At 48.1% G+C, this 21,952-nt stretch carries 22 protein-coding genes; 9 read left to right on the top strand and 13 right to left on the bottom strand.

Annotated elements, in window-relative coordinates; translation table 11 throughout:
- Nucleotides 1-53: 53 nt before the first annotated feature.
- From TX82_RS06835 to TX82_RS06815, 5 genes are all read right to left on the bottom strand, one after another.
- Nucleotides 54-608, bottom strand: coding sequence for a site-specific integrase (locus TX82_RS06835; protein WP_275450600.1), 555 nt, complete (start codon nt 606-608; stop codon nt 54-56).
- 98 nt (nt 609-706) lie between these two features.
- Nucleotides 707-1,066, bottom strand: coding sequence for a tyrosine-type recombinase/integrase (locus tag TX82_RS17295; protein WP_042250757.1), 360 nt, complete (start codon nt 1,064-1,066; stop codon nt 707-709).
- A 65-nt stretch (nt 1,067-1,131) separates the two neighbouring features.
- On the bottom strand, nt 1,132-1,362 hold the full coding sequence (locus tag TX82_RS17175; RefSeq protein WP_005008537.1) for a helix-turn-helix domain-containing protein: 231 nt from the start codon (nt 1,360-1,362) through the stop codon (nt 1,132-1,134).
- Nucleotides 1,362-2,351: a hypothetical protein gene (locus TX82_RS06820; RefSeq protein WP_005008532.1), complete on the bottom strand. Its 990-nt coding sequence runs from the start codon at nt 2,349-2,351 to the stop codon at nt 1,362-1,364. Before TX82_RS06820 ends, TX82_RS17175 begins: the two co-directional genes overlap by 1 nt.
- Before the next feature lie 72 nt (nt 2,352-2,423).
- Entirely contained in the window at nt 2,424-3,221 is a 798-nt protein-coding gene (locus TX82_RS06815) for a hypothetical protein (protein ID WP_042250751.1), read from the bottom strand.
- Nucleotides 3,222-3,477: 256 nt separating this feature from the next.
- Between TX82_RS06815 and TX82_RS06810 the strand changes: the two genes are divergently transcribed.
- From TX82_RS06810 to TX82_RS06780, 9 genes are all read left to right on the top strand, one after another.
- The gene (locus TX82_RS06810; RefSeq protein WP_005008526.1) at nt 3,478-4,146 is read left to right on the top strand and encodes a RusA family crossover junction endodeoxyribonuclease; all 669 of its coding nucleotides are present in this window, start codon (nt 3,478-3,480) and stop codon (nt 4,144-4,146) included.
- Nucleotides 4,139-4,405 carry a DNA cytosine methyltransferase gene (locus TX82_RS17170; RefSeq protein WP_042250746.1) on the top strand — a complete coding sequence of 89 codons (267 nt, stop codon included), beginning with the start codon at nt 4,139-4,141 and terminating at the stop codon, nt 4,403-4,405. Before TX82_RS06810 ends, TX82_RS17170 begins: the two co-directional genes overlap by 8 nt.
- Nucleotides 4,342-5,322 (top strand): DNA cytosine methyltransferase, encoded by a 981-nt coding sequence (locus TX82_RS06800; RefSeq protein WP_084603984.1) that lies wholly within the window; start codon nt 4,342-4,344, stop codon nt 5,320-5,322. Before TX82_RS17170 ends, TX82_RS06800 begins: the two co-directional genes overlap by 64 nt.
- On the top strand, nt 5,319-6,290 hold the full coding sequence (locus TX82_RS15980) for a phosphoribosyltransferase-like protein (RefSeq protein WP_005008522.1): 972 nt from the start codon (nt 5,319-5,321) through the stop codon (nt 6,288-6,290). The genes TX82_RS06800 and TX82_RS15980 overlap by 4 nt, the downstream gene beginning before the upstream one ends.
- Before the next feature lie 9 nt (nt 6,291-6,299).
- The gene (locus TX82_RS06795; protein ID WP_005008518.1) at nt 6,300-6,986 is read left to right on the top strand and encodes an ORC-CDC6 family AAA ATPase; all 687 of its coding nucleotides are present in this window, start codon (nt 6,300-6,302) and stop codon (nt 6,984-6,986) included.
- A 26-nt stretch (nt 6,987-7,012) separates the two neighbouring features.
- Entirely contained in the window at nt 7,013-7,705 is a 693-nt protein-coding gene (locus TX82_RS06790; protein ID WP_005008516.1) for an ORC-CDC6 family AAA ATPase, read from the top strand.
- Nucleotides 7,614-8,288, top strand: a complete 675-nt coding sequence (locus TX82_RS15975; protein ID WP_442939871.1) for an ORC-CDC6 family AAA ATPase — start codon at nt 7,614-7,616, stop codon at nt 8,286-8,288. Before TX82_RS06790 ends, TX82_RS15975 begins: the two co-directional genes overlap by 92 nt.
- Before the next feature lie 14 nt (nt 8,289-8,302).
- A complete protein-coding gene (locus TX82_RS06785) occupies nt 8,303-9,328 on the top strand; it encodes a hypothetical protein (protein WP_005008509.1) in 1,026 nt (341 codons plus the stop codon).
- Nucleotides 9,329-9,446: 118 nt separating this feature from the next.
- Nucleotides 9,447-10,154, top strand: a complete 708-nt coding sequence (locus TX82_RS06780; RefSeq protein ID WP_005008506.1) for a DUF3800 domain-containing protein — start codon at nt 9,447-9,449, stop codon at nt 10,152-10,154.
- 444 nt (nt 10,155-10,598) lie between these two features.
- Here TX82_RS06780 and TX82_RS06775 read toward each other — a convergent pair whose 3' ends face one another.
- From TX82_RS06775 to sbnA, 8 genes are read right to left on the bottom strand one after another with little or no spacing between them, the layout of a single operon-like run.
- Complete coding sequence (locus TX82_RS06775; RefSeq protein WP_005008499.1) at nt 10,599-11,852, bottom strand: type III PLP-dependent enzyme; 1,254 nt, start codon at nt 11,850-11,852, stop codon at nt 10,599-10,601.
- Nucleotides 11,849-12,646 carry an HpcH/HpaI aldolase family protein gene (locus tag TX82_RS06770; RefSeq protein WP_005008496.1) on the bottom strand — a complete coding sequence of 266 codons (798 nt, stop codon included), beginning with the start codon at nt 12,644-12,646 and terminating at the stop codon, nt 11,849-11,851. The genes TX82_RS06775 and TX82_RS06770 overlap by 4 nt, the downstream gene beginning before the upstream one ends.
- Nucleotides 12,640-14,520, bottom strand: coding sequence for an IucA/IucC family protein (locus TX82_RS06765; protein WP_084603983.1), 1,881 nt, complete (start codon nt 14,518-14,520; stop codon nt 12,640-12,642). The genes TX82_RS06770 and TX82_RS06765 overlap by 7 nt, the downstream gene beginning before the upstream one ends.
- Before the next feature lie 2 nt (nt 14,521-14,522).
- Nucleotides 14,523-16,322 (bottom strand): IucA/IucC family protein, encoded by a 1,800-nt coding sequence (locus TX82_RS06760; protein WP_005008485.1) that lies wholly within the window; start codon nt 16,320-16,322, stop codon nt 14,523-14,525.
- Nucleotides 16,319-17,524, bottom strand: coding sequence for an MFS transporter (locus TX82_RS06755; RefSeq protein WP_005008482.1), 1,206 nt, complete (start codon nt 17,522-17,524; stop codon nt 16,319-16,321). The genes TX82_RS06760 and TX82_RS06755 overlap by 4 nt, the downstream gene beginning before the upstream one ends.
- Nucleotides 17,521-19,443 carry an IucA/IucC family protein gene (locus TX82_RS06750; protein WP_005008480.1) on the bottom strand — a complete coding sequence of 641 codons (1,923 nt, stop codon included), beginning with the start codon at nt 19,441-19,443 and terminating at the stop codon, nt 17,521-17,523. The genes TX82_RS06755 and TX82_RS06750 overlap by 4 nt, the downstream gene beginning before the upstream one ends.
- On the bottom strand, nt 19,443-20,486 hold the full coding sequence (gene sbnB / locus TX82_RS06745) for a 2,3-diaminopropionate biosynthesis protein SbnB (protein ID WP_005008478.1): 1,044 nt from the start codon (nt 20,484-20,486) through the stop codon (nt 19,443-19,445). The genes TX82_RS06750 and sbnB overlap by 1 nt, the downstream gene beginning before the upstream one ends.
- Nucleotides 20,483-21,508, bottom strand: a complete 1,026-nt coding sequence (sbnA, locus tag TX82_RS06740; protein ID WP_005008475.1) for a 2,3-diaminopropionate biosynthesis protein SbnA — start codon at nt 21,506-21,508, stop codon at nt 20,483-20,485. Before sbnA ends, sbnB begins: the two co-directional genes overlap by 4 nt.
- Between the last annotated feature and the right edge of the window lie 444 nt (nt 21,509-21,952).

Raw genomic sequence — 21,952 nt, 5'->3', positions numbered from 1 at the left:
TTACAGGCTTTGCTGTGAGTCCTTTTTTAGTAGGTATGATAAAATTATGATAATCATTTAAGGACCGAAACCGCTTCCTTCAATCTGCCCCGGTTTAGATGAGCATAGCGTTGCGTGGTGGTGATGTCCCTGTGCCCGGCCAATTCCTTCACGGTGTAGAGATCGATTCCTGATTGAACCAGTTTGGAACAGAAATCGTGCCTCAAATCGTGAAACCGGAAGTCAGGATAACCCGCATCCACACAACCTTTCTTGAAGGCCTGGTACACCCCCCAGCCGGTATAAGGTTCCCCGTTTTTCTTGCAGAATACATACGGGGATTGAAGTTGCCTAACCCTCATTTGGCCTTTAATCACTTTCCAAGCAGTATCATTTAAAGGAACTCCAAGGCATTCAGAATTTTTCATAACCTCTCCCTCCAAAATAACAAGCCTGTCTTTGAGATTCACTTCAGACCATCTGAGGCTAACAACATTCGCTTTCCTCAATCCGGTATTTTTGGCTAACAGCACCAAGGGGCGAACCCATTCGGTCAAGTTTTCAAAGATTTTTTGAAATTCTGTATCAGAGAAATACTTGACCCGCTTACGCTCCTTTTCCCGTTTAATAGTGCAAACAGGATTTCCACGGCTCCACCCCCAAAGCTTGAAGGCTTTGTTGAAGGAAGCAGAAAGAAACGCAAGCTCACGGTTAATGGAACTCGGTCCTACTTTCTTTTACGTTTGAGGACATATTGGGTAATTAAATCTGGAGTTATTTCATTGAGGTAAAACTTGCCAAAAAACTTGGTCAATGTCTTGGCATAGAACTTATCGTCTCTCTGTGTATTCGGCTTCTTATCCGGTGTCACTTCCTTCAGATACCGTTCGGCCATATCCACAAATGTCTTGTTCTTGCCCCTCGTTGATTCCAGATAAGAACCCTCCGCAATCTGGGTTTGGACCTTGTAATAGATTGTATCAGCAATCTTTTTACTCGTCGTTCCCGTGGATTTACGGACTTGGCACCCTCGAAACGAGTAACTCATCCACCAGACCTTACTTCGCTTCTGTCTATAAAGACCCATTCACAACCTCCCTTCTGGAAGCTGATTTCAGGTCTGGTTTCCCCTTATCTGTAAGGGAAATTATATCAAAGGGAATATTCATCCTCAATCTCATTAACCCTTTTGTTTGTAAGGTCTTCACTGTTTTCATGGCAAGATTTCAACCAAATATCGATTTCCCCCTTATGGAATCGAACCAAACCCATAATGCGGTAATGAGGAATGACCCTTTTAGCAACCCAGGAATAAAGAGTTTTGGGTTTGATTCCGATGTATTCGGACAATTCTTTAATGGATAGAAAGTGTTTAGGGGACATTAGATTTCAATTGCCTCCTTTAACTGCCTGATCCCTTTTTTGATTTCCTTACTCAAATCAAAAGGCTTTTGCTTTTCCTCTTTAAACCAATCGTCAAAGTTAGAAACAAAATTCTTTTTAAGAAGTAATTCCAAATCCTTTTGTTTATATTTCTCCAAAGACTTTCGATGTTCCCGCCGAATTTTGGACATAAGTATTTGAAACCCACCTAATCGATTAATAGATTCGTCATTTTCAAAATCGTAGAATTTGAATCGATCAAAATAGGAAACCAATTGCTTTGGATTGCAAGCTAGGTTCTGTAAGGTTCCTTTGAAATTGTCTGTCTCAATGGAAAAGCGGGTAATGGATTTTTTGGATTCGAGTATTTTTGATTCGAAAGCGGAGAGTTGTTTTCCCTTTAATGACTTCCTTTTAATTTGCTGGGATTTTTCGAATATTCGGATTTTAGGATTAGAGCCAATATAAATAGTATTCCCTTTATAAAAACTCACACTTTCCCGCCGATACCCCATAACCCAGAGTCGAGCTAGTACGGTATCCAATGACAATTCTTCAATATCTGAATGGATTTCTATTCGGGAGATATTGGATTGGTCTAATTCGATAGCATCATTAGAATGGAATATTTTAAGTAAATATTCCCTTAGCAAATAGAATCGCTCAAAGTATTTTGAATGGATGGATATCTTTGTATAAGGGATTCCTAAATTCGTGATGAAATCAAACTTATGCGGGTGCCACATGATTTCAGCGAATTCCAGCTTGCAGAAGTTTTTATAGATTTTACGACTAGGAATATCTTTTATTATTGTTCCTAACTTTCTCAATTTAGAGATATCCGGTTTTAATTGCGTAGTTAAATCCAGTTTTCCAATGCTCATAATTCCTCTTGTACGACTTTGCCGGTAAATACTCGCTGGCGATCCAGGGTGGATGTTGAGGCCATAAAAAAAGCCATTGGCAATAATTGCCAATGGCTTAATCATGAACGAACCTATCGATAGTTGTTAGGACAAGAAAATGGAAATTTATGTCCTTTTGAGTCCGTATTATTCAGTTCATCTTTTATTCTTGTTGATCCTTTTCCTTAATCCCAATCTCTGAATTTCTTTATAGAGAGAATCGGAGTCATCCCCTCCATAGACTCCAAGGTCTTTGACGAAATCCAATATTTCGTCATTGGAAAGTTTATCCAGGCCCATTTCCCACCCAAAAACCAAAACAAAAGTTAGCTTTAAGTTTCTTTTCTTCGGCTTAAAGGGGTCTGTTTTAAATGCTTTTGAAATTTTCTCGAAATATTTCTGATCCCCAGCCAACTGGGCTTTTTTAATTTCCCTCATGGACCATTCGGCTTCAATGAAGGACTTATCCAATTGAATTAGATTTAAAATAGAGTCTCTATTTCCGTTTTTAGCTTCTTCAAAAAGCACAAAAGGATTTTTTCCAAAAAGACTGGCAATCATGGAGAAATTCATCCAAGCATAGCAGGCTAATATCATTGAAGCTTGTTTTTGGTTTAAAAACACTTCTTTGCCTTCTATTTGTTCCTTAGTGCTTAGTTTTCTGATTTCATTAATCAGCCGACTTTCCTTTAAAAATTTTTCTTCATCATCGAAACCAAGAAAAAAGTCCTCATCAATCTCCCTTTCGCTGATTGAGGAAAAAGGAAGACACTTTGAATTTTCATGGGATGGGTAGTACTGGCTCCAATTTGGGAAACCCAGCTTTTCAAAGGACTTAAATAATTCAGGATTAAAGGAGAATGACTCAGTTTTAGAAAGCTCAAATAAATCAAAAATCTTTAAAATTTGAGTGAAAAAAGGGAGGAGATCATTCTTGAGATTTTGGTTATCCACGGTTTTATACAGGTAAATTAAGTCAAAGATTCTTGGGGATCATTTCATTACATTATGGATACTTTAAATAAACCGATCCCCTAAAGTTTTCTTTTTTTGGATCTTATTAGACTGATCCTATAAGTATGTTCTTGTTGGCAATTTTTTCGCTAGGAATATAAGTCGAAATTGGTTATAAACTCTTTAATTATAAAGCTTTGGAAGCTTGCGGAATAATTTGGTATTGCTAATTTTCTCATTTATCATGGTGGTTATAATGGATGATTTTGAGAATTTATCAGATATAGAATTTGAAGGGCCAAAAGAAATCTTTATTGAGGTTCCCTGCAAGCCGCCATCCATAACATCTCAGGGTAAAAGGAAAAAGGTCAGAGAAATAATAAAAGAATTAATCCGAAAATATGATTTTACTTTTACGGGTGACGTGAAAATTGAAATTGACTGGTTTGTTGATGAGCAAAGCCGTTATGAGTCGGACCATACTCCAGATATCGATAATACTACAAAACCAATTTTGGATGCTTTATGTGGAAAAGATGGAATTCTGATTGATGATTGTCAAGTGCAGTCAGTTTCTTCGATTTGGTTGGATCGATATAAGAGGGATGAAAACTTTTCCATTAGAATAAAACCTCATTTTTATTGGGAAAAATTTATAAAGAATGGACTTGTGTTTATCGAGTATTCCAAGGGGTTATGTTTTCCTTTTAATTTCAATGGAGTTCCAAATGAAATGCAATTACTGGTTATAGATAAGTTTGATGAAATGATATCCGCTAGAAAAAAATGGATGGAAATGGGAGTAGATTACTATGTTGCATCTAGGGAAATGCCCTCCCAGAGAGCCTTTCACATTTCAAAAATAAAAGATTTTCAAGTTGAAGATTATAAATCATTCAGGAAAAGTCTAAAAAAGAATGGCTAATAAAGCTCTAAACTTTTTAAGTTTATTCTCAGGGTGTGGTGGGTTTGACCTTGGTTTTCAGAAAGAGGGGTTTAGGTGCGTGGGTGCGTATGATATTGATCCTGTTGCTCTCAAAACCCATCAAAAGAACTTGGAGTCTCCAGTTTTCCAATGTGATCTAACCCTATCGACCGGCAGCCTGTTTAGGCAAAAAAAATTGATGTTTTATTGTCCGGCTCCCCTTGCCAAGGTTTTTCAACCTTGGGGAAAAGGCATATAGATGATCCAAGAAATGAGTTGCTACTGTTGTCAGGCAGAATTGCCCTAAAAGTTAAACCCAAAGTTTTTATTGTCGAAAACGTTCCTGGGGTATTGTCTGGAGCCCATAAAAAATATTGGGATACATTGCAAGACATGCTTAGGGAAGGTGGCTATCAAACCACCGAAATTCATTGCAAAGGGATTGAGATGGGAATAGCTCAAACTAGGGTAAGGATATTCCTGTTAGCTTGGAAAAGTCGGAAAAATTTTAATTTAATAATACGCCCTTCCAAAAGGAAGGTCCTGAAAGATGTCATTAGTAATATAAACGGCACCATAAATCACAACCCGAAAATCATACCTAAAGATAGTGAGCAATATTTAATTTGTAAGAAAATAAAGGCTGGTCAAAAGCTAAGTAATGTTCGATCCGGACCTAGGGCAGTGCATACATGGGACATTCCTGAGGTTTATGGTTTTACAACAATTAAAGAAAAAACGGTTCTAGAGGCAATGCTTCTTATTCGGCGACAAAGAAGAGTAAGGGATTATGGAGATGCCGATCCTATTCCGGTTAGTCTCTTGCATAGGCAGTTTGGAAAACAAATCATTAGATCATTAGAATTTAAGGGATATATCAGGCGTTTAGATAAACATTATGATCTTACAAATACCTTTAATGGGAAGTTCAGACGAATGTCTTGGGATGAGCCATCTAATACGGTTGACACTAGGTTTGGGGAATCAAAGTATTATCTACACCCTGAGGAGCATAGGGGTTTTACAATTCGAGAGGCCGCAAGAATTCAAGGATTCCCAGACACTTTTATTTTTGAAGGTGGGGAAAGAGACCAGTACAAAATGATTGGGAACGCTGTTCCCCCGCCAATGTCTGAGGGTTTGGCCAAAATCATAAAAAGGCAAATTATCCAATGACAAGTCCGTTGTCACAAAAAATTCAGCATTGGGTTAACTCTGGACAGGATTTAGATTGTCTTGCTGTATACGATACAATAAATTTTCTTGACCAGTATTTGTATTTTTCATATGAGCCAACTAGAGGACCAAGCCCAGAATTTAATTTACGTTTGGAAAATTGGCTTAACAATTTTGTCGAAGATGAGGATCAAAAATTTGCTTTTAAGTTAATTCCAAATATATTTTTTATTGGACGAGATGAAATGGAGACTCTTTATCGTTCATCCTACAATGGTCCTATTGCAAGATGGCTGATTGACCAAATCGGGTTAAACTTTTCTTCTCGAAATCCTGAAAAACAACTCAAGCATGCTGTCAGAAATACTTACTTTTTCCCCGTGACCGATAGTTTAAGAATTAATTCTTTTTTCCATCTAAATAATATCCCTGGGGGTCAGGATTTTAGGCCAGATCTTCGTTCATTAATGCGTTTTGGAGATTCAAATAAAATCAAAAAGGAATTCCAAGGCATTTCTAGATTGATTCTTTTAGAGGATTTTGTTGGTTCTGGAGAACAATCTTTTAAAGATATTAATGATCTTGCTAGTTTGCTGCCAAATACTCAGATATTATTTGTTCCCTTGATAATTTGCCCTAAAGGGCTGGAAAATATGAATTTTTCTATAGCGGCTCATAGCAATTTATCTATAGCGCCAACCTTGGAAATAAATAAAGATAATTTAATATCCACTGATAATAGTCAAAATTCCCTTTATTTTTTAGAAGTTAAAAAACTGATCATGAAATATTACAAGAGAATGACGGGAGGGTGTCTGCCTGGCCCCAAACCTTATCACTATTTGGGGTATCAAAAAACAGGGAGCCTATTGATACTATTTACAAATTCGCCGGATAACTCGTTGCCAATTATTCACTGGACTTCAGATAGCTGGGAATCATTGTTCCCTCGGCATTCAAGGATATAGGAATTAATAATGGCGCAGAAAATCAACCCATTCCATGAACTATATATTACCGAATTGCTTGGAGAGGATTCTTTTGTAAAGATATTTAGCAAAAGTTTTGTAGAACATGCAATGGCTCTTTTTCAACCAGGAAATGTGGTTTTAACAGGTTTGCAGGGAAGTGGTAAAAGTATGCTTCTCAATTTATTGAAGCCTGAGATTCGATTAGCCTATTTTAGGGCAAATGACAACTTTCCTGTCCCTGCAGAGTTCCAAAGTTTCATCGGCGCGGGGATTAATTTAACTACCTCTGGGGCTACCGATTTTGGTCAACGTGAAATAAGTGAAAAAGGCCGAGACTCGGAAAACTTAATTCCATTATATTTTGGTGATTTTTTAAACTATTGGATTGTATCTGATTTAATTTCTTCATTTTATAAGCTTGCAACCTATTCTCAAGGAGATCTAGGTGAGAAAATTGGAATAAAACTAAGTTTGGATGCCTTGAAAAAGTTTGTCCAGGTGTTAGGAAGAGACGATTGCTGGTTTGGTTACATTGGAGAAACAAATTCTTTAGAAGAATTTCAAAGTAAGTTGTCAGAACGGATTACAACGTATCGTAAGTTTTTAATTTTAATATTGATTCGTTTTCTGAGGAATTTATCAATTCTAAAACTAGGATTGGAGATCCAATATCCAAAACTGTCGAGAAATTGATCGAATGTGGGTTGATTTCAGAGGACATGAAGGTTTTTATAAAAATTGATCAGTACGGTGAGTTGAATGCTCTTGAAAAGTTATATAAAACTGTAACGCCACAATTTCAGCAAATAATTCACAAGGCCCTAGGGAATAGAGACCCTAGTGTTTCTTATCGAATTGGAGTTCGCCGAGGTGAATGGCCTGCAATCCCAACTATTTTTGGTACAACTTCAAACCTAGAGGAGGAACGAAACTTTAAAATTATTGACATTGATATATCTTTGCAGAGGAAGGAGGATAAAAAGAGTTGGATTTTTCCTAAATTTGCCGAAGACATATTTGAGCGACGCCTTAAATTAGCTAATTTAAAAATTGAAGGGGATACTTCCAATTTAATGGATAAAGTTTTTGGGAAGTATGAGTCTAGGGATAAAATTAGTCATTATATTGGACGCAAAAAAAAAGCTCCAGAATCATTATTGAAATTAGAACCCGAGTGGCCCAAGCCATGGTGTGACTTTTTGATATCACTATCCAAGGAAGACCTGTTTTCTAGTTGGCTTGGGGCAGCATGGGCTCGGCAACGAGTGGGAAAAGAACAAATTTCTAAACCAATCCCGCAAGAAAAGCCGTTTCCTTGGGATAAGGTTTATTGGAAGAAAGAGAGAGTTGATCAAGGTCTATTGCAAATTGCTTCAAAAAAATCAACAACAGTTACGATGGTATGGAGTTGATGATATATTGTGTTTAAGCGGTGGAAATATTTTGATATTTTTGAGCATTTGTCAAAAGATTTGGGAATACTGGTTAAAAGATTCTAAAGATAATAATCTTGATAATAAAGAAATCCCATCAATTGATAAAGGCATTCAATCATTAGGGATTTTGGAGGTTAGTAGGCTATGGAATGAGAAAATTAGTGAGAACCCTGGCGGTGATGAAAGAGCTAAATTTATAAGAAGGCTTGGTAGGCGGCTCTATAACTCGCTTATTGAGGATACAGCGATGTCTTATCCGGGTGGCAATGGGTTTTCCTTTAGTTTAGACGATCTCGATAAAAATACTGCCCTCAAGGATTTTTTAAATACAGCTGAAAGTTATGGTGATTTATATGGATTAAGCCATACATCAAAAATAAGAGGGGAAAAGCGAAGGAAATGGTATTTAAATCCCATATTATCTCCGTATTACAGAATACCTTGTAAGCACACCAAAGAACCTAGGTATTTTTCTCCGCAAAATTTTCCTGCTTGGCTGGACTCATATGAAGCTTTAACTCAAAAAGAAAAAATGCAATTAAACCTTTTTTCCAAATAAATAAAGGTTACCTAATGCTTGGTAATAAATTTAGGCCTTGGGGTTTGATGCCTTGGATTTGGAATAAAATTCCAAACGTTGAGTGGGATTTGCTGGGTTGCTTGTCAACAGAGCAACGTTGCTTGGGTAGTTTAATTGAGCTGCAAAAAAGGAATTGTTTGAATTCGGCATTTTTTCTAGAAATCATTGACTTGCCATTACCAGAATATGTAAGCGAATCAGAGGCGATTCTAAAAAATAGAAGAAACGAATTTAAGGGAATAATTTCAGGGAAGCCCAGCAAAATTAACAGTTATAGCCTTTTTGAAGATCCAATAACTCCCATTTTCGCTGAAATAGATCAGTTTATTGGCAATTGCAATGGAAATATCTTACTTGATATTTCCTCCTTTCCTAAAAGATATTTTTTCCCAATTGTAAAAAAATTACTACAGTCAGATGCTAGTAAAGTTGACAATATACTAATTGCATATACTGCTCCCAAGTCCTACTTTAAGGGAGAACTGGCTAAGAACCCAGGGGGTTGGCATCATTTGCCCCTATTCGGCCCTCAAGTCCACCCTGACCCACCCGTAGAATTGGCTATTGTTGGTGTTGGTTTTTTGCCCTTTGGGTTGGCAGAGCTGTTAAAAGCCTCTTACCAAAAAGCTTCACTTAAATTGCTTTTCCCCTTTCCCCCAGGTCCCCCGAATTATCAGAGAACGTGGGGCTTTGTAGAAAGAATACAGAGGGAATTCAAAGGTTTGCTAAATGAAGATATTTTGAGGGTTGGATTTGTAGATGCTTCAGATGCTTTTCGTCATATTTGCATGTCTACAAACTTTGGGCAAAAAAATGCGATATTTGCACCATATGGACCTAAACCTATCTCGCTCGCGATGTGTCTTTATGCAAGTCTGTATGATTCGATAGTCTATTACACCCAACCGGAGGCATATAATCCACATTATTGCTCTGGAATTAATAAGATTAATGGAAATTATGAAATTTATATTTATTGTATTCGTTTGAATCAAGAGAACTATTATGTAAAGCAATAGATTAGTTCGAAATTTTATCTCATCATCTCTCTTTTTTGTAGCGAGTGAAATCTTAGGAAAATTAAATTGTTGGCATTTCTAAACCTCATAAAACTCTTACATTCTAGATAATAATCTAATGAAATTAGTATTTTTTGATGAAGTAAAAAATGACAGGGGCCATCCTCATTATCATATTGGAGCAGTTTGTATTGATGAAAATAGTCTCAAAAGTGTAGAAGATGAAATGTCCAAATTGGCAAAGGAAGTTTTTGGTAATCACATATTGGAATCTTCTACAGAGTTTCATGCTTCAGAGATTTATAATCGTAGAAAAAATTTTAAGTCTTGGGCTGATATTGGCAAACGATATGATGTTTTGAGGAGACTTATTGCAATTCTTTCCAGGGATGATGTTTATCTAATAGATATTCAGATAAATATTGAGAAATTTTACGGTCCCTTACCACCTGAAGAAGTTGCTTTTATGTTTCTTTGTGAAAGGGTAGATGCTTTTTTAAATGCAAAAAGGTCTTTGGGGATGCTTATCGGTGATCGAGAAAGCGATCAAACTTCACAGCGATTTTCGAAAAGCTTATCTGAATATAGAACTTGGGGGACAGAATACGCTTTCGGGCAAGGTATTAAGAACTTAGTAGAGCCGGTACACTTTACCCATTCTCATCTAAGTCGTTTTCTGCAGTTAGCTGATATATACGCGTGGACCCTTCAATTTCAACTTAGAAACAGGCTTTCAAAAGATGAAAAGCATAAATCTATTTTTAATATTTTACATGATGATAATATCAACCTTTCTCCCTCAAAATACAAGATATGGCCTAAATAGTATTTCTTGGATTAAAAATTACCAACTCCAGAATAATCAGTAAGCCCGACTATGATAAAAGTATGATAGAAGTTACCCCCTTGGACAGAATATATGGAATTGATGGTTTGAGTGGAAGACTATAATATCTTTTCAAATAAGCAGATAGGGGAAACCAGCCTTAAATCAAAAACTTCCTAAAGAACTGAAATTAACACTCTTAATCAGTAGGTTGAAGGTTCGATTCCTTCACGGCTCACCAAGTTTCAATAAGTTATAAACCAGCCTCTCTCAATTCCCCCTCCAGGCTAGCACTGTGGCTAGCAAATCGAAGTCCACTTTTTCCGTCGTTCCCCATCTTTTCTCTTGGTTTCCTTCCGGGAGCCAAGTTTGACCCCGATGCCGGGAAAAAATTCGTGGGGTTTCTTGTTTCCTTTAGTTTAGACCACAGAGATACCTTAATACTCATGCACGTTGCTGGATACTTAGATGATCTGCTTTGGGTTCTCTATTTCTCGATTGCGTCTCCCCCTCCTTTTGGAAGTAATGCATTTGCGGATGGGGATGACTGAGAAAGTCATGGTGGGAAATATGCCAGCCATACGCGCCCGCATGGAGAAACAACACAATGTCCCCCACGCGCAATCGTTCGACCGGAACATCGCGCGCCAACAGATCCTTCGGCGAGCAAAGCTCACCGGCTAGGGTCACATCCTTGCCATGCACTTCAGGGCGCGGGAAAGGAAACCGCCAGTCATCAACAGGAACAATCCGAAAAGGATGGCTGTGTTGCCAGGAGCTGGGCAACCTGAAGTGATGGCTTCCTCCACGCAGAACGGCAAACCACTTTCCATGAGTCAATTTCAAATCCAAAACCTCTGCGGCATAATAGCCACATGCGGCGCTCAGGTAACGGCCGCACTCGAACAACAGGGTGAAGTCCGGGCGTAATTCCTTAATCAACGAACCCAGTTGAAAAGTGAATGTCTGCCAATCGAATTGCTCATTGAGATGGGCATAATTGATCCCGATCCCGCCGCCCACATTGAGATGGCGCAGGTCAACTCCAAATGTTTCCGCCCAGGCCTGCGAAGCCGTGATGTAGTGACGGATGAGTTGCACATGCTGGAGCGCGTCGAGGTTGTTGGAGATGGAATGAAAATGGAACCCGTGCAGATCCACATGATCGCATTGCCGCGCCAGAGCGATCGCCTTCGGAACATCCTCCTCGGCAATGCCGAATTGCGTGGGCGCACCGGCCATGTGCAACTTGGCGGCAGGCAGGGGCCCACTCAGATTGACGCGCAACAAGATGGGCACGCTCGCATTGATTTGCGCGGCATAGTATTTCACGCGCTGCAACTCATGCAGGCTTTCCACATTTAGTAATTTGACCCGGTGGCGAATGGCGGAGACGATCTCTTCATCGCTCTTGCCCGGACCGCCGAACATGATCGGTGCATCTCCGTCCACGGCGCGGACCTTTTCTATCTCCCCGCCGGACGCCACTTCAAAGCCGTGCACAATCGGCGACAATGTTTTCAGAATGCGCGCTTCCGAATTGGCTTTGATCGCATAATACAGTTGGCAGGACGGCGGCAGGGTTTGCATGGCCTGCCTTGCATGACGGCGCAGATGATCCAGATCATACAGGTAGGCGCAACAGGGCCTCGTGTCTTGTGATTGGATGGTTCGGATGAAATCGGCAATGTGATTCAAGTATGCGACTCCTTGCTAGTCAGGTTCAATGCCTGCATGAAAGATTCCTGTTCCGCACGCAGGGCGCGCGCGGCGATGCTCCGTTCGTCCCCGAGGACAAAAACATGAACGCCCTCGTCCCGCCACGCGGAAAGATCGGCCTGCGCCCGCGGGATGGCACAAAACGGAATGTCCTGTTGTCGCGCCGCTTCATACATCTCCATCAGCGCCTGGCGTACTTCCGGAGAGCGCGTCTGCCACGGAATGCCCAGCGACTGGGAAAGGTCCGCCGCGCCTTCCAGCACCATGTCGATCCCCGGCACGGAAAGGATTGCCGGCAGGTTGCGCAACCCTTCTTTCTCTTCAATCATGGCGACGACCATGACCTCCTCGTTGGCGGCTTGGATGTATTCCAGCAAATCCATCTTGCCGAATCCGGCCATACGGCCACCGTTGAGGCCGCGGTTCCCATGCGGATGGTAGCGGCTGGCCCGCGCCGCGCGCTCGATATCTTCCACCCGGTTGACGCGCGGCACCACCACGCCCTGCGCACCGGCATCCAGTACATGCAGGATGGCATCGGGCGAGTTCGCCGGAACGCGCACCAGTGCGGTCAGCCCCACGCCTTCGGCTGCCCGGATCATGTTCGCCAGCGTCTCCGGATTCAACAGCACGTGCTCGGTGTCGAGAATCACGAAATCGAATCCGGCGCATCCGATCATCTCCACCACCAGCGGAGAGGGCGTCGAACAGAACAAACCGGCCACGGGTGTCTTATCCTGTAAGGCCCGCTTCAATCCATTGGGTTTCAGCATGCCGGGCGGCTCCTCGCGCGGTCTCCCCGCTTTTTTCCTGCAAGGGGATTGGCGACGCGGTGCATCCGCACCTCGGTGTCCGGCAACAAACGGCGCAGGGTCAACTGCTCGACCCGGACCTCCGGCGCAAAAAAATCGAACAGGGAGAAACGCGACTGCAACGTGGGGAAACGATCCTGATATTCACAGAGGACTTCTGCAAGCAGCGTCCAGAATGCGTCTTCGTCGAAATTGAAATGTTCACTCAACAGCAGCGCCAGTTCTGACATGTTTATAAACAGGAACGCATCGTGCACAAAGTCGCGCAGTTCGACAGGATCATCGGTCACAATATAGGAGTTGCGGTTGACGCGCGCGTGCTCCTCCGGCGTCGCCAGCAACTCCGGCCGGTTTTCAGGATCGGAGAGGCACTCCCGCACAAAACGGATGCCGTCGTGAAAATCCTTGAGTGCCACGCGTGCCGGCATTCCTTGCCTGTGAATCAGCATCATGTTCTGCGCGTGGGACTCCAGCGCGATGCCGTGCGCATACAAGATATGCAGCACCGGCAACACACTCGCTTCCAGCAGGCAGCGCAACCAGGCAAGCAGTCCATGCGCCTGGACCCAGGGTTCGATGAATGGCTTGCCGTCGTCATCGATGTGCGTCAGTGCGTTGAAAGGAACGGCGGCCTCCTCCACATTCAAATGAGGATGCAGGCTTTCCCGCCAAATACAGGCGAGCATGCCATAGGCTTTTTGCCGCGCCACCTCCGGACCCGCGGGCAGGTAGACCGCTCCATGCACTTCAGCCAGAAACACCGGGCGCAGTTCTTCACGCAGGAAGTCATCCTGCTCCAGAAGAGACTGGAGCCAGGCGGAGATGGCCGGCGCATTTTGCACAGTGTGCGGAGCGAGGATGCGCGACGTCGAGGTATTGAGAATGCCCATGGAAAGTTTCAAATAACACCGGTCCGGCCGGCTGTCGTTGGCCAGGGTCCGAATGGATTGCTGGGCGCGGTAGCGGTCTTCGGCCTGGCCCAGCACGAGAATGTCTTTCCGCCGGATATCCTGAAACAGCGTGTGTACAACCTGCTCCCTCCACTGCCAGGGATGAACCGGCAGGAAATAATAATCGTCCGGCCTCACCCCCTGCTGTTCAATCCTTTCGTAGAATCGTTCGACCACCGTCTCGCCCAACTCCTCGGCAATGAACGCCGAAAAATCAGCGCCCTCGAAACCTTTCACCCGGAGCCTGTCGTGGCGCGCAGCCAGCCACAGCGGTTGCAAGAACGATCCGAATTCGTGACCGAAGGCGAAGTTATCCAGAGCATCGAAACCGATGCGGGACTTGTAGCAAGGGTGATACGGATGACCGTCGGCAAGCAGGGATTCCACAGCGTCGAACTCGAGCGCGCGCAGGGCGGTGGGACGGTGCCGCCGCGCATGTTGCGCCAAACTGTCATTGAACAGGGTCCGTTCCAGCTCATGGGTAAACTGCATCAACCGTTCCGGCTCAACATCCACCGGGAAGTCGATTTCCATCATAAAACCGGCCAGCGAATCCACCTCACTGACGGCATCCCGCGCATAACGCATGACGGGCGCGGCATCCAGCCGGATGCGATCGAAACTGACGCGGCGGCGACCGCTGAAGCGATAGTGCAGGGCGTGGCCTTCCGCATCACATCCGTCCAACTGAAAATGCACGGATCCATCGACTTCCTTCCGGCGCGGCTGAATCACATCTTCATAAATCAGCGTCTCGATCAGTTGCCGCAATACGCGGCGGTGTACTTGAATGAAGGACTCGGATCGCAATGCCTGCTCCAGTTCATGACAGGGACGGGCGGCATGCAATACGGAGTCATCTGGTAAAACGAACGGCTGGGTCATGGTCAACTCTCTTGCAATGGATTGGGAACGGGTACATAAAGAGGACGCTCGCCGCGCTCGCGCAGCCGGCTGATGAAATTGGCTTTTCCCGGAAGCGTTTTACTGGTTAGCAAATCATGGATATAGTCCGCCTCCCCTTTCTCCGAAAATAAATTCAGGTTGTCCTGAAGGGTGGCGCGCACAACGTTCCATAGGCCCTGCTCGTCCGCCTCCCCATGGCGCGCAAGCGTGGAGATCAAATGGCCGAAATGATTTACCAGAATGTAATACTTGAAACGGTGCCAGGCTTCGCTATCGTCGTAAAAGGCCGCACTGTCCGCTTCCAGATGGTGGAACAGTCCATGACGCGCCGCAATGCCGCGCGCGATGCTGGCCCCTTCAAGATCGCGAACAAAAAACCGGTCCGGCCATCCCGCACGAACCGCCACCAGACTGTTCTGCACATGCGCCTCGAGGCTGATACCCGCCTGCACGAAGCATTGCAGAAGCGGCAGCAAACTGATTTCCACATAGCGCCCCAACCACTCGCCGAGGAATTTCGTGTCGACTGTGCGGCTTCGGTCGCGCGCAGCGCGATCGATGCACTGCATGATCGCGGGCTGACCGCCTTGAATGTCCGGCTCCAGCAGTCCCGCCAGCACCATGGGGGACGGCAGGCCGGACGGCGCCGCCCGGAACAGCACAGCGAAGCTGGCCGCCATTCGCTCACACGTATCGGAATCCCATTCCGGATTGAAGAGAGTCCGGTAACCGAATTCAGTCAGGACGGAAAAGCAATGGAAGGGTTTGTGCTGTGCCCAGATCGACAAAGCCCGGCTGGCCGCCACACTGCGTTGCATTTGCTCCAATGGATTCACCCGCACGAAATTGGTCAGGCGCACATTGAAAGGAAGCTTGAAAAAATAATCGTGGCGGGGATCCAGCACGGTGCGAACGGAAGAAGTCGGGTAGACTTCATTGCCCAGCATGCCCAGGTCGTGGACGCGGCCGTCCGCCAGCAAGTCCCGCACCGCCTGTTCCCGGAATAAATATTCATATTGCCAGGGATGACAGGGCAACAGCGGCCAATCTTGAAAACGCGCCTCCAGACGCCGGGCGGCCTCTTCCCGCACCGGCTCCGGGATGACCACCTGATCCGCATCGGGAAAGAAATCCTCCTGGATCAGCGCGGGGTCCACCGCAAAGTAGTGCAGCCGAAACGTGGCCCCCAGTTCAGGCGAATAACGGGCCAGATCCTGGGTCGAAAATCCTTCCGAACTTTTCGGCGTCGGGTGAAACGGGTGACCGAACAGCAACGACCGTTCGGAGGTCAAAAGCGGATCGGAAACATTCGGATCCCAATCCGTCGGACCGTTGCGCAAACGCATCTCGATATAACGCGTCGTCTTTTCGAGGCTGTTCTGAACGTAACCCAGCAAGCTGTCGACCAGCGCTTCCTGATTCTCGCCCGCCAGTTCCGCCATCAACAACCTTCCCAGTTCCATCACTCCCGCGATCGGCCGGGGAGCCTCCCCACCATGACGGCACCACCATTCCGCTTCGTATTCGTGATGCCCCACCACGGACCGGTAACGGCACACTCCCATCAGCACCGCATCCATTGCCGCGAGCCGCAGGACCATCACCTGTCCGCGCTTTTCCAAATGATGAACGCGTTCGCGGCAGGCATCATCGAGTTTGGAAGCATCGGGTTCGAAGGGAGGTTCCAGGATACCGGTTTCACGCAAGTAACAGTTGAGGAGACGCTCGGTGGCTGCCCGCTCCGCCAAGTGCCGGGCTGTATTATCAACTTGTGTTTTCATGAGACATACTCCATTTCCCAGGGACGACGCTGCCGCCATACAAGACCTGCGGCCACAAACACCGCGCCTGCCATAAAGAGAAATACCGTGGACAATGTAAAGAACGTGGACAACACGACGCTCGCCAGCGGCCCGATGATCTGGCCTAGCGTCAACGAACTGTTGGCGACGCCGATTTGGGTTCCCTGATGCAGAGTGACGCCCGCCTGACTGATGCGCAGGTACACGGATTGAATCAGCGCGGCGAAGAAAAAGCCCTGCGCCATGCGCCACGGCAGGAACCATGCGACGTCGGTCACCAGCGCCTGCAAACCGATGCTGAACGCGCAGCCACAGGCGGCGATGGAAAAGTTGCGTTCCACGGCGGTGCGGTCGTTACGACTTCCCCACCAGGACGCAGCCAGGAACGTGACGCCCCAGGTTGCGGCATTCAAAATCCCCACCCAGGTCGCCGCATAAGAAGGATTGGAAACCAGGACCTTTACCTGAAGCGTGAAAACGCTCACCAGGCCATACGCGCCCGCCTGAATGCAGATACCGGCAAGAACGAAGGCGCGAAGACCGGGATCGCAAAACAGGGCGGAAACCGCCTGGCGCGGGAACGCATGAACCGCGCCCGTCGCTTCCACCGCTTGCTGGGTCAACACCCGCAAGGCAATCAAGCCGCCCATCGCGGACGCCACACCGGTGAACCACAACAAAGGACGCAGGCTCCACAGGTCCGCCATCAATCCACCCAGCAGGGGTCCGGCGAGCGATCCCGCGGCGGTGGCGCTTTGCAGGCCGCCCAGCGCCCACCCCCGTTTCGGTTCCGGCGCGGCAACGCTGACAAAGGCCGCGATCGAAACCGTCAGGCCACATGCACCCTGCAACAGGCGGCTGAAGATGAACTCCAGCGGGGTGCGGGCAAAACCCATCAAAATCATGCTGAGAGCAAAACCCAGGAAGGCGCAGATCACGGTGGTCTTGCGCCCGAACCGATCCCCCAGCCAACCCCACAGGGGCGCCACCAGCAATACACTGAACGCCGGCGCCGCCAGGGCCGCACCGGTCCAGTGCGCATTCGCAACGTCACTGCCGCCCAACGTTTCCAGATAAAAAGGAAGCAGAGGCACGAGCGCCATCAATCCCAGAGACGCAAAGAATTGCCCGCTCCACAGCAACCGGTAGTCGCGCCGCCAGGCGGCTTCATCGCCATTCATGGATGCATCTTTCCGGTGACGGTTAAAATATCCAAGGCGCGTAACGGGTTGGGCATGCGACCGCGCGCACTGGGCATGCCCGCACTCGGCAACTTGCTCTTCAGAAACGGAGTCAACACCAGTTTGGACGGCCAGGTTTCATTACGCAGAAGTTCCCGCTCCAGCACACGCCGCGCCGCATCCGGCAAATCCAGCCGGATGAGGGCGGACTCAATGGTGTTTCGAATCACCCGCCAGCCATCGCAGTCGGAAACCGGATAGGCTTGCGCCAAAGCATGAACGATCGCATAAAGATTGACCTGCACACCCAAGGTTTGAAAGTACATGAGCAGGTCTTCGGGACGTTCATGGATCATGGTGCCCGGCGTCGTGTGGTTGAGCCTGTAGTCCGGTTCGGTGAGGCCGTGATCCCGCAACCACGGCCGATGGATGCGCACGGTATCGTGATCCCGCAACACCAGCCCATCGAGGCTTCCGGCGCGCATCACCAACAAGACATTCTGGCCGTGCACTTCCGGCATGACGCCATAACCGAAACACACAAAAGAAAATTCGATCAACTTCCGGCAAATGATGCTGAACAACTCCAGAGCGCAGCCTCCGTCCTTTTGTGGGCCGGACCCGTGGGACAATATTTTTTCCATGGCCGACATGCGTCCATCCGGCGTCACTACCGGCAAGGCCGACATAGGAATCAAGTCGATATCGGGATCGTTCAAAACGTGTTCCGGATAAGTGCGCATCATGCAGGAGAGGTAGCCCGGACGGTCCGCCAACGGCCCGTCCTCCGGGGTGGACAGCGACCACCACTTGTCCTCCCGGCACAGGTGCAGTTGTTCATCCGTTCGGGCCGAACGTGCCATTACCTGCTCCAGCAGCTTCTGCCCTTCCACACCGTTGTGCAGATAACGCGGCGGCAGGATGCGCAACGCTCCCAGTGAACGGATGGCAAGCGGAAGTTTGAGGTGCGCCGCTCCACCGGACAGGGGAGCGAGACTACGCACCGAAGACGTAGCAACAAACCGGCCGAGTTGCGTTGCCAGCGGCACGCAGACCCGGCGCTCGAACTCGCCAGACAACACATCCGGCAACACCCGGTGCTCATGCCAGGGGTGCACCGGCAGAGCGCAATACTCATTGGACGACACACCGGCACGGCACATGCCCTCCTTCAGCTCCCGCTTTTCTGCCTCGCTCAGGATCGAATCCGACGGATCGCTTCCCCTGGCAGCGGGGCTGGTTGTGATGCAGTCACGCGCCACCGCGACCCATTCCAACGCAAAATCCCGTCCACACTCCGCACCGTACCTGCGATACGCCTCCGCCGACCAACCGCTTTTGGCACGTGCGGTCGGATGAAACGGGCGATCCTGCAATGCGGCGAACCGTTCCCAGGACACAAGGCCGGGATGAATCCGTGCGGTGACAGCGGCTTCAACGTCTTCCGCCTGCGCCAAAGACAACCTGTTTTGTTCGACGGACAAATGCAGGTCATCCAACAGGGCGGGCAAGTTTGGAAACGCAGATTCTGCGCCGCGCCCACCCAGCGACGCAGCCAGGTGGCGCACCAACTCGCCGGGACTTTGTTCCTGCCATATCCATTCGCCGTCGCCGGGTGACAGGTGCAGGACCGGCAGTCGGCTCAATCGAAAGGGTTGCAGAAAGGCATGATGCCGGCCCCGGAAAACAATCCAACTGTCCGGAGCTTTTAACGGCAGGCGAAAGTAGAACTCCCCGGATCCCAGTTCGAAGCCGGGAATCCCCTCCGCTTCGGGCATTGCGTCCAGTACATCCGCACGATCCATCACACCAAACAGGTTTTCCTGCATCATCGCATCGGCCAGCGCATGCATGACGGCGGCGCTGGCCGGGTCTGCGCAGGTGGAGACTTTATCAATTGGAGAAGGGAGTCGCATCATCAGTACAGTTTCAGCCAGGTGCCGATGCCGGTCGAAAGCGCCTGCTGGTAGAGCGCGTGAGCACACGCCAGGTCATCGATGGCCATGCCCATGGGATTGAGCAGAATGATTTCTTCCTCCGTTTCGCGCCCCGGACGCCTTCCCTCGACAATCTCGCCCAGCTCGGCGTGCAACTGTTCACGGGAGAAGCGCCCCTCCATCACCAATTGGTTTATCACTTTCTTTTCCCGGTTGCACTGATCCCAATCGTCCACCACCACTTTATCAACCTGCAAAAAAACTTCCTTGTGCACGTCCATGATCGAGACATTGCTGACGAAGGAACCGGTGCGCAGCCACTCGAACGGGATATAAGGCTTGTCGGTGACGGTGCACGGCGCCACCACATCTCCGGCGCGCACGGCGGCCTCGGCCGAATCCGCAATAAAAAATCGGACGTCGCCATGTTCGACGCTCACCTCTTTAATGAGCGCGCGCACCGCGCTCACATTGAGGTCGAACAAATGCACATCGGTGATGGAAGGAAACTGCTCCAGCAGCGTCGTCAATTGCATGCGTCCGATTGGGCCACAGCCAATGATGGCGATGCTGGCAAACCCTTCCCGCGCCAGATGGCGCGCCGCAACCGCCGTCACCGCCGCGGTGCGCATGCCGCTGATGAGCCCGCCCTCCATCACCGCCATCGGGTAATTGGTGTCCGGGTGGTTGAGAATGGTCAGGGCGCTGGCGCGTTCCAGGTGGTGCAGTCCGGGATTCTGATGTCGGCTGCCCACCCACTTGATTCCTGCAACCGGGGCCCCGCCTCCCAGGTAACCGGGCATGGCGATGATTCGGTCAGCAATATGCCCTGCGCCCGGCCAGCGCAAATAGGGTTTCAGCGGTTGAACAAATTCCTGCCGGGCATGCAGGCGCAGCCCCTCGGTCAACGCCTGCATGTAAATAGCAGACCGGCCACCGCCCAAACTCGTCAAATCGGAACGGCTCAGATAAAGAACTTTCGGCGTGGTGTCTTCCACCACAAGATTCTGGACTTGTTGTGTCATGATGCATTCACCTTTAATGACTGGTTAAGGCCGACGACTTCCCTCGCGGGAAGAGAATAGGCGCCATCGACGACTTCGCGCCGCAGACTCGATACCCAGGCTTCGTCATAGACCATGTCGAGGTAACGGTCCCCGCGATCGGGAAACAGCGTCAGCACACGGTAAGGACGGGGAAAGACCGGTATCATTTTTTGAATGGCGGCGACCACCGATCCGGAGGAACCGCCTGCGAAAATCCCTTCTTTCGCCAACAGGGTGTGGCAGCCCTGAACCGATTCCCAATCGCTAACATGAATGACTTCGTCGATTTCCTCCGGACGCAGCAACTCCGGCGTGCGGCTGGCGCCGATGCCCGGCAGTTGGCGGGCGCGGGGAGCGGTGCCGAAAATCACCGAGCCGAATGCATCCACCGCCACCACACGCAGATTGGGAAATCGATCGCGCAAACGCCGAGCGAGCCCAAGAATCGTTCCGCTGGTGCTGACCCCGACCACCAGGCAGTCGATGGGTCCATCCAACTGCCGGATGACCTCCTCACCTTCCCCCCGGTAATGCGACTGCATGTTGTTCTCGTTGGCGTACTGGTTGACCCAAATGCTGCCCGGAATTTCCTCCAACAACTCATTGACCCGCCTGATTCGGGTTTTCAGGTAACCACCCTGGTCGTCTTTTTCTTCCACCATGTCTATGCGGGCACCCAGTAATTTGATGATGCGCAGATTGGTCTCGGATATATTCGGATCCACCACGCAGGTGAAAGCTAGGCCGTTTATCTTGGCGTTCATGGCGAGAGCGATCCCCAGATTTCCAGAGGTGCTCTCAATCAAATGAGTTCCCGGCCGGATGCTCCCGTCACGCAGTCCTTCTTCAACGATGAAACGGGCCGGCCGATCCTTGACACTCCCGCCGGGATTGAGCAGTTCCAGTTTTGCGATCACATCCAAACCGAGGTGCGGAAACAACCGCGACAGCCGAACCAGAGGCGTATTTCCCACACAACTGACAACGGAATCATGAACCATTTATCATGGCCTCCTTAATCAAAAAAAAATGCACACTGCTTGTGCTCACCGGTTCCATTCGAAGCTCAAACAAATCCGCACTTGGACAACCCGACGGTCCGGAAGCGAATCCGGAAGCGGCGGGCACATTGGCCTAAGGCAGATTCTGAAAAAACAAATCGCATGTCATAAGCGAAACCGCTTGGCTGACACTCGGAATTTATTTTTTCGGAGAACGTTTACAGTTAACGTGTCTTGTAATTGGAACGATCCAGGAAGGTCCGTCCCTGACATCTGGGGCAGCACTTTTTTCGGAAAAGAGAAATTTTATTACTTCATACTTTTGATTTAACTAGCCAGCGTGGGATTTCTTCCTAAGCATTAAAGGGGATACTTCGGAGATACGATCGATGTGTGGGGCGGGGAGATTTTTAATTCGATCCGGCGGAACAGCCCCCTCCGGCG

Source organism: Nitrospina gracilis 3/211, assembly GCF_000341545.2.
In the GTDB taxonomy this organism is placed as follows: Bacteria; Nitrospinota; Nitrospinia; order Nitrospinales; family Nitrospinaceae; genus Nitrospina; species Nitrospina gracilis.
Note: the sequence above shows the minus strand (reverse complement) of the source record. Positions and strands in the feature narration are given on the sequence as shown.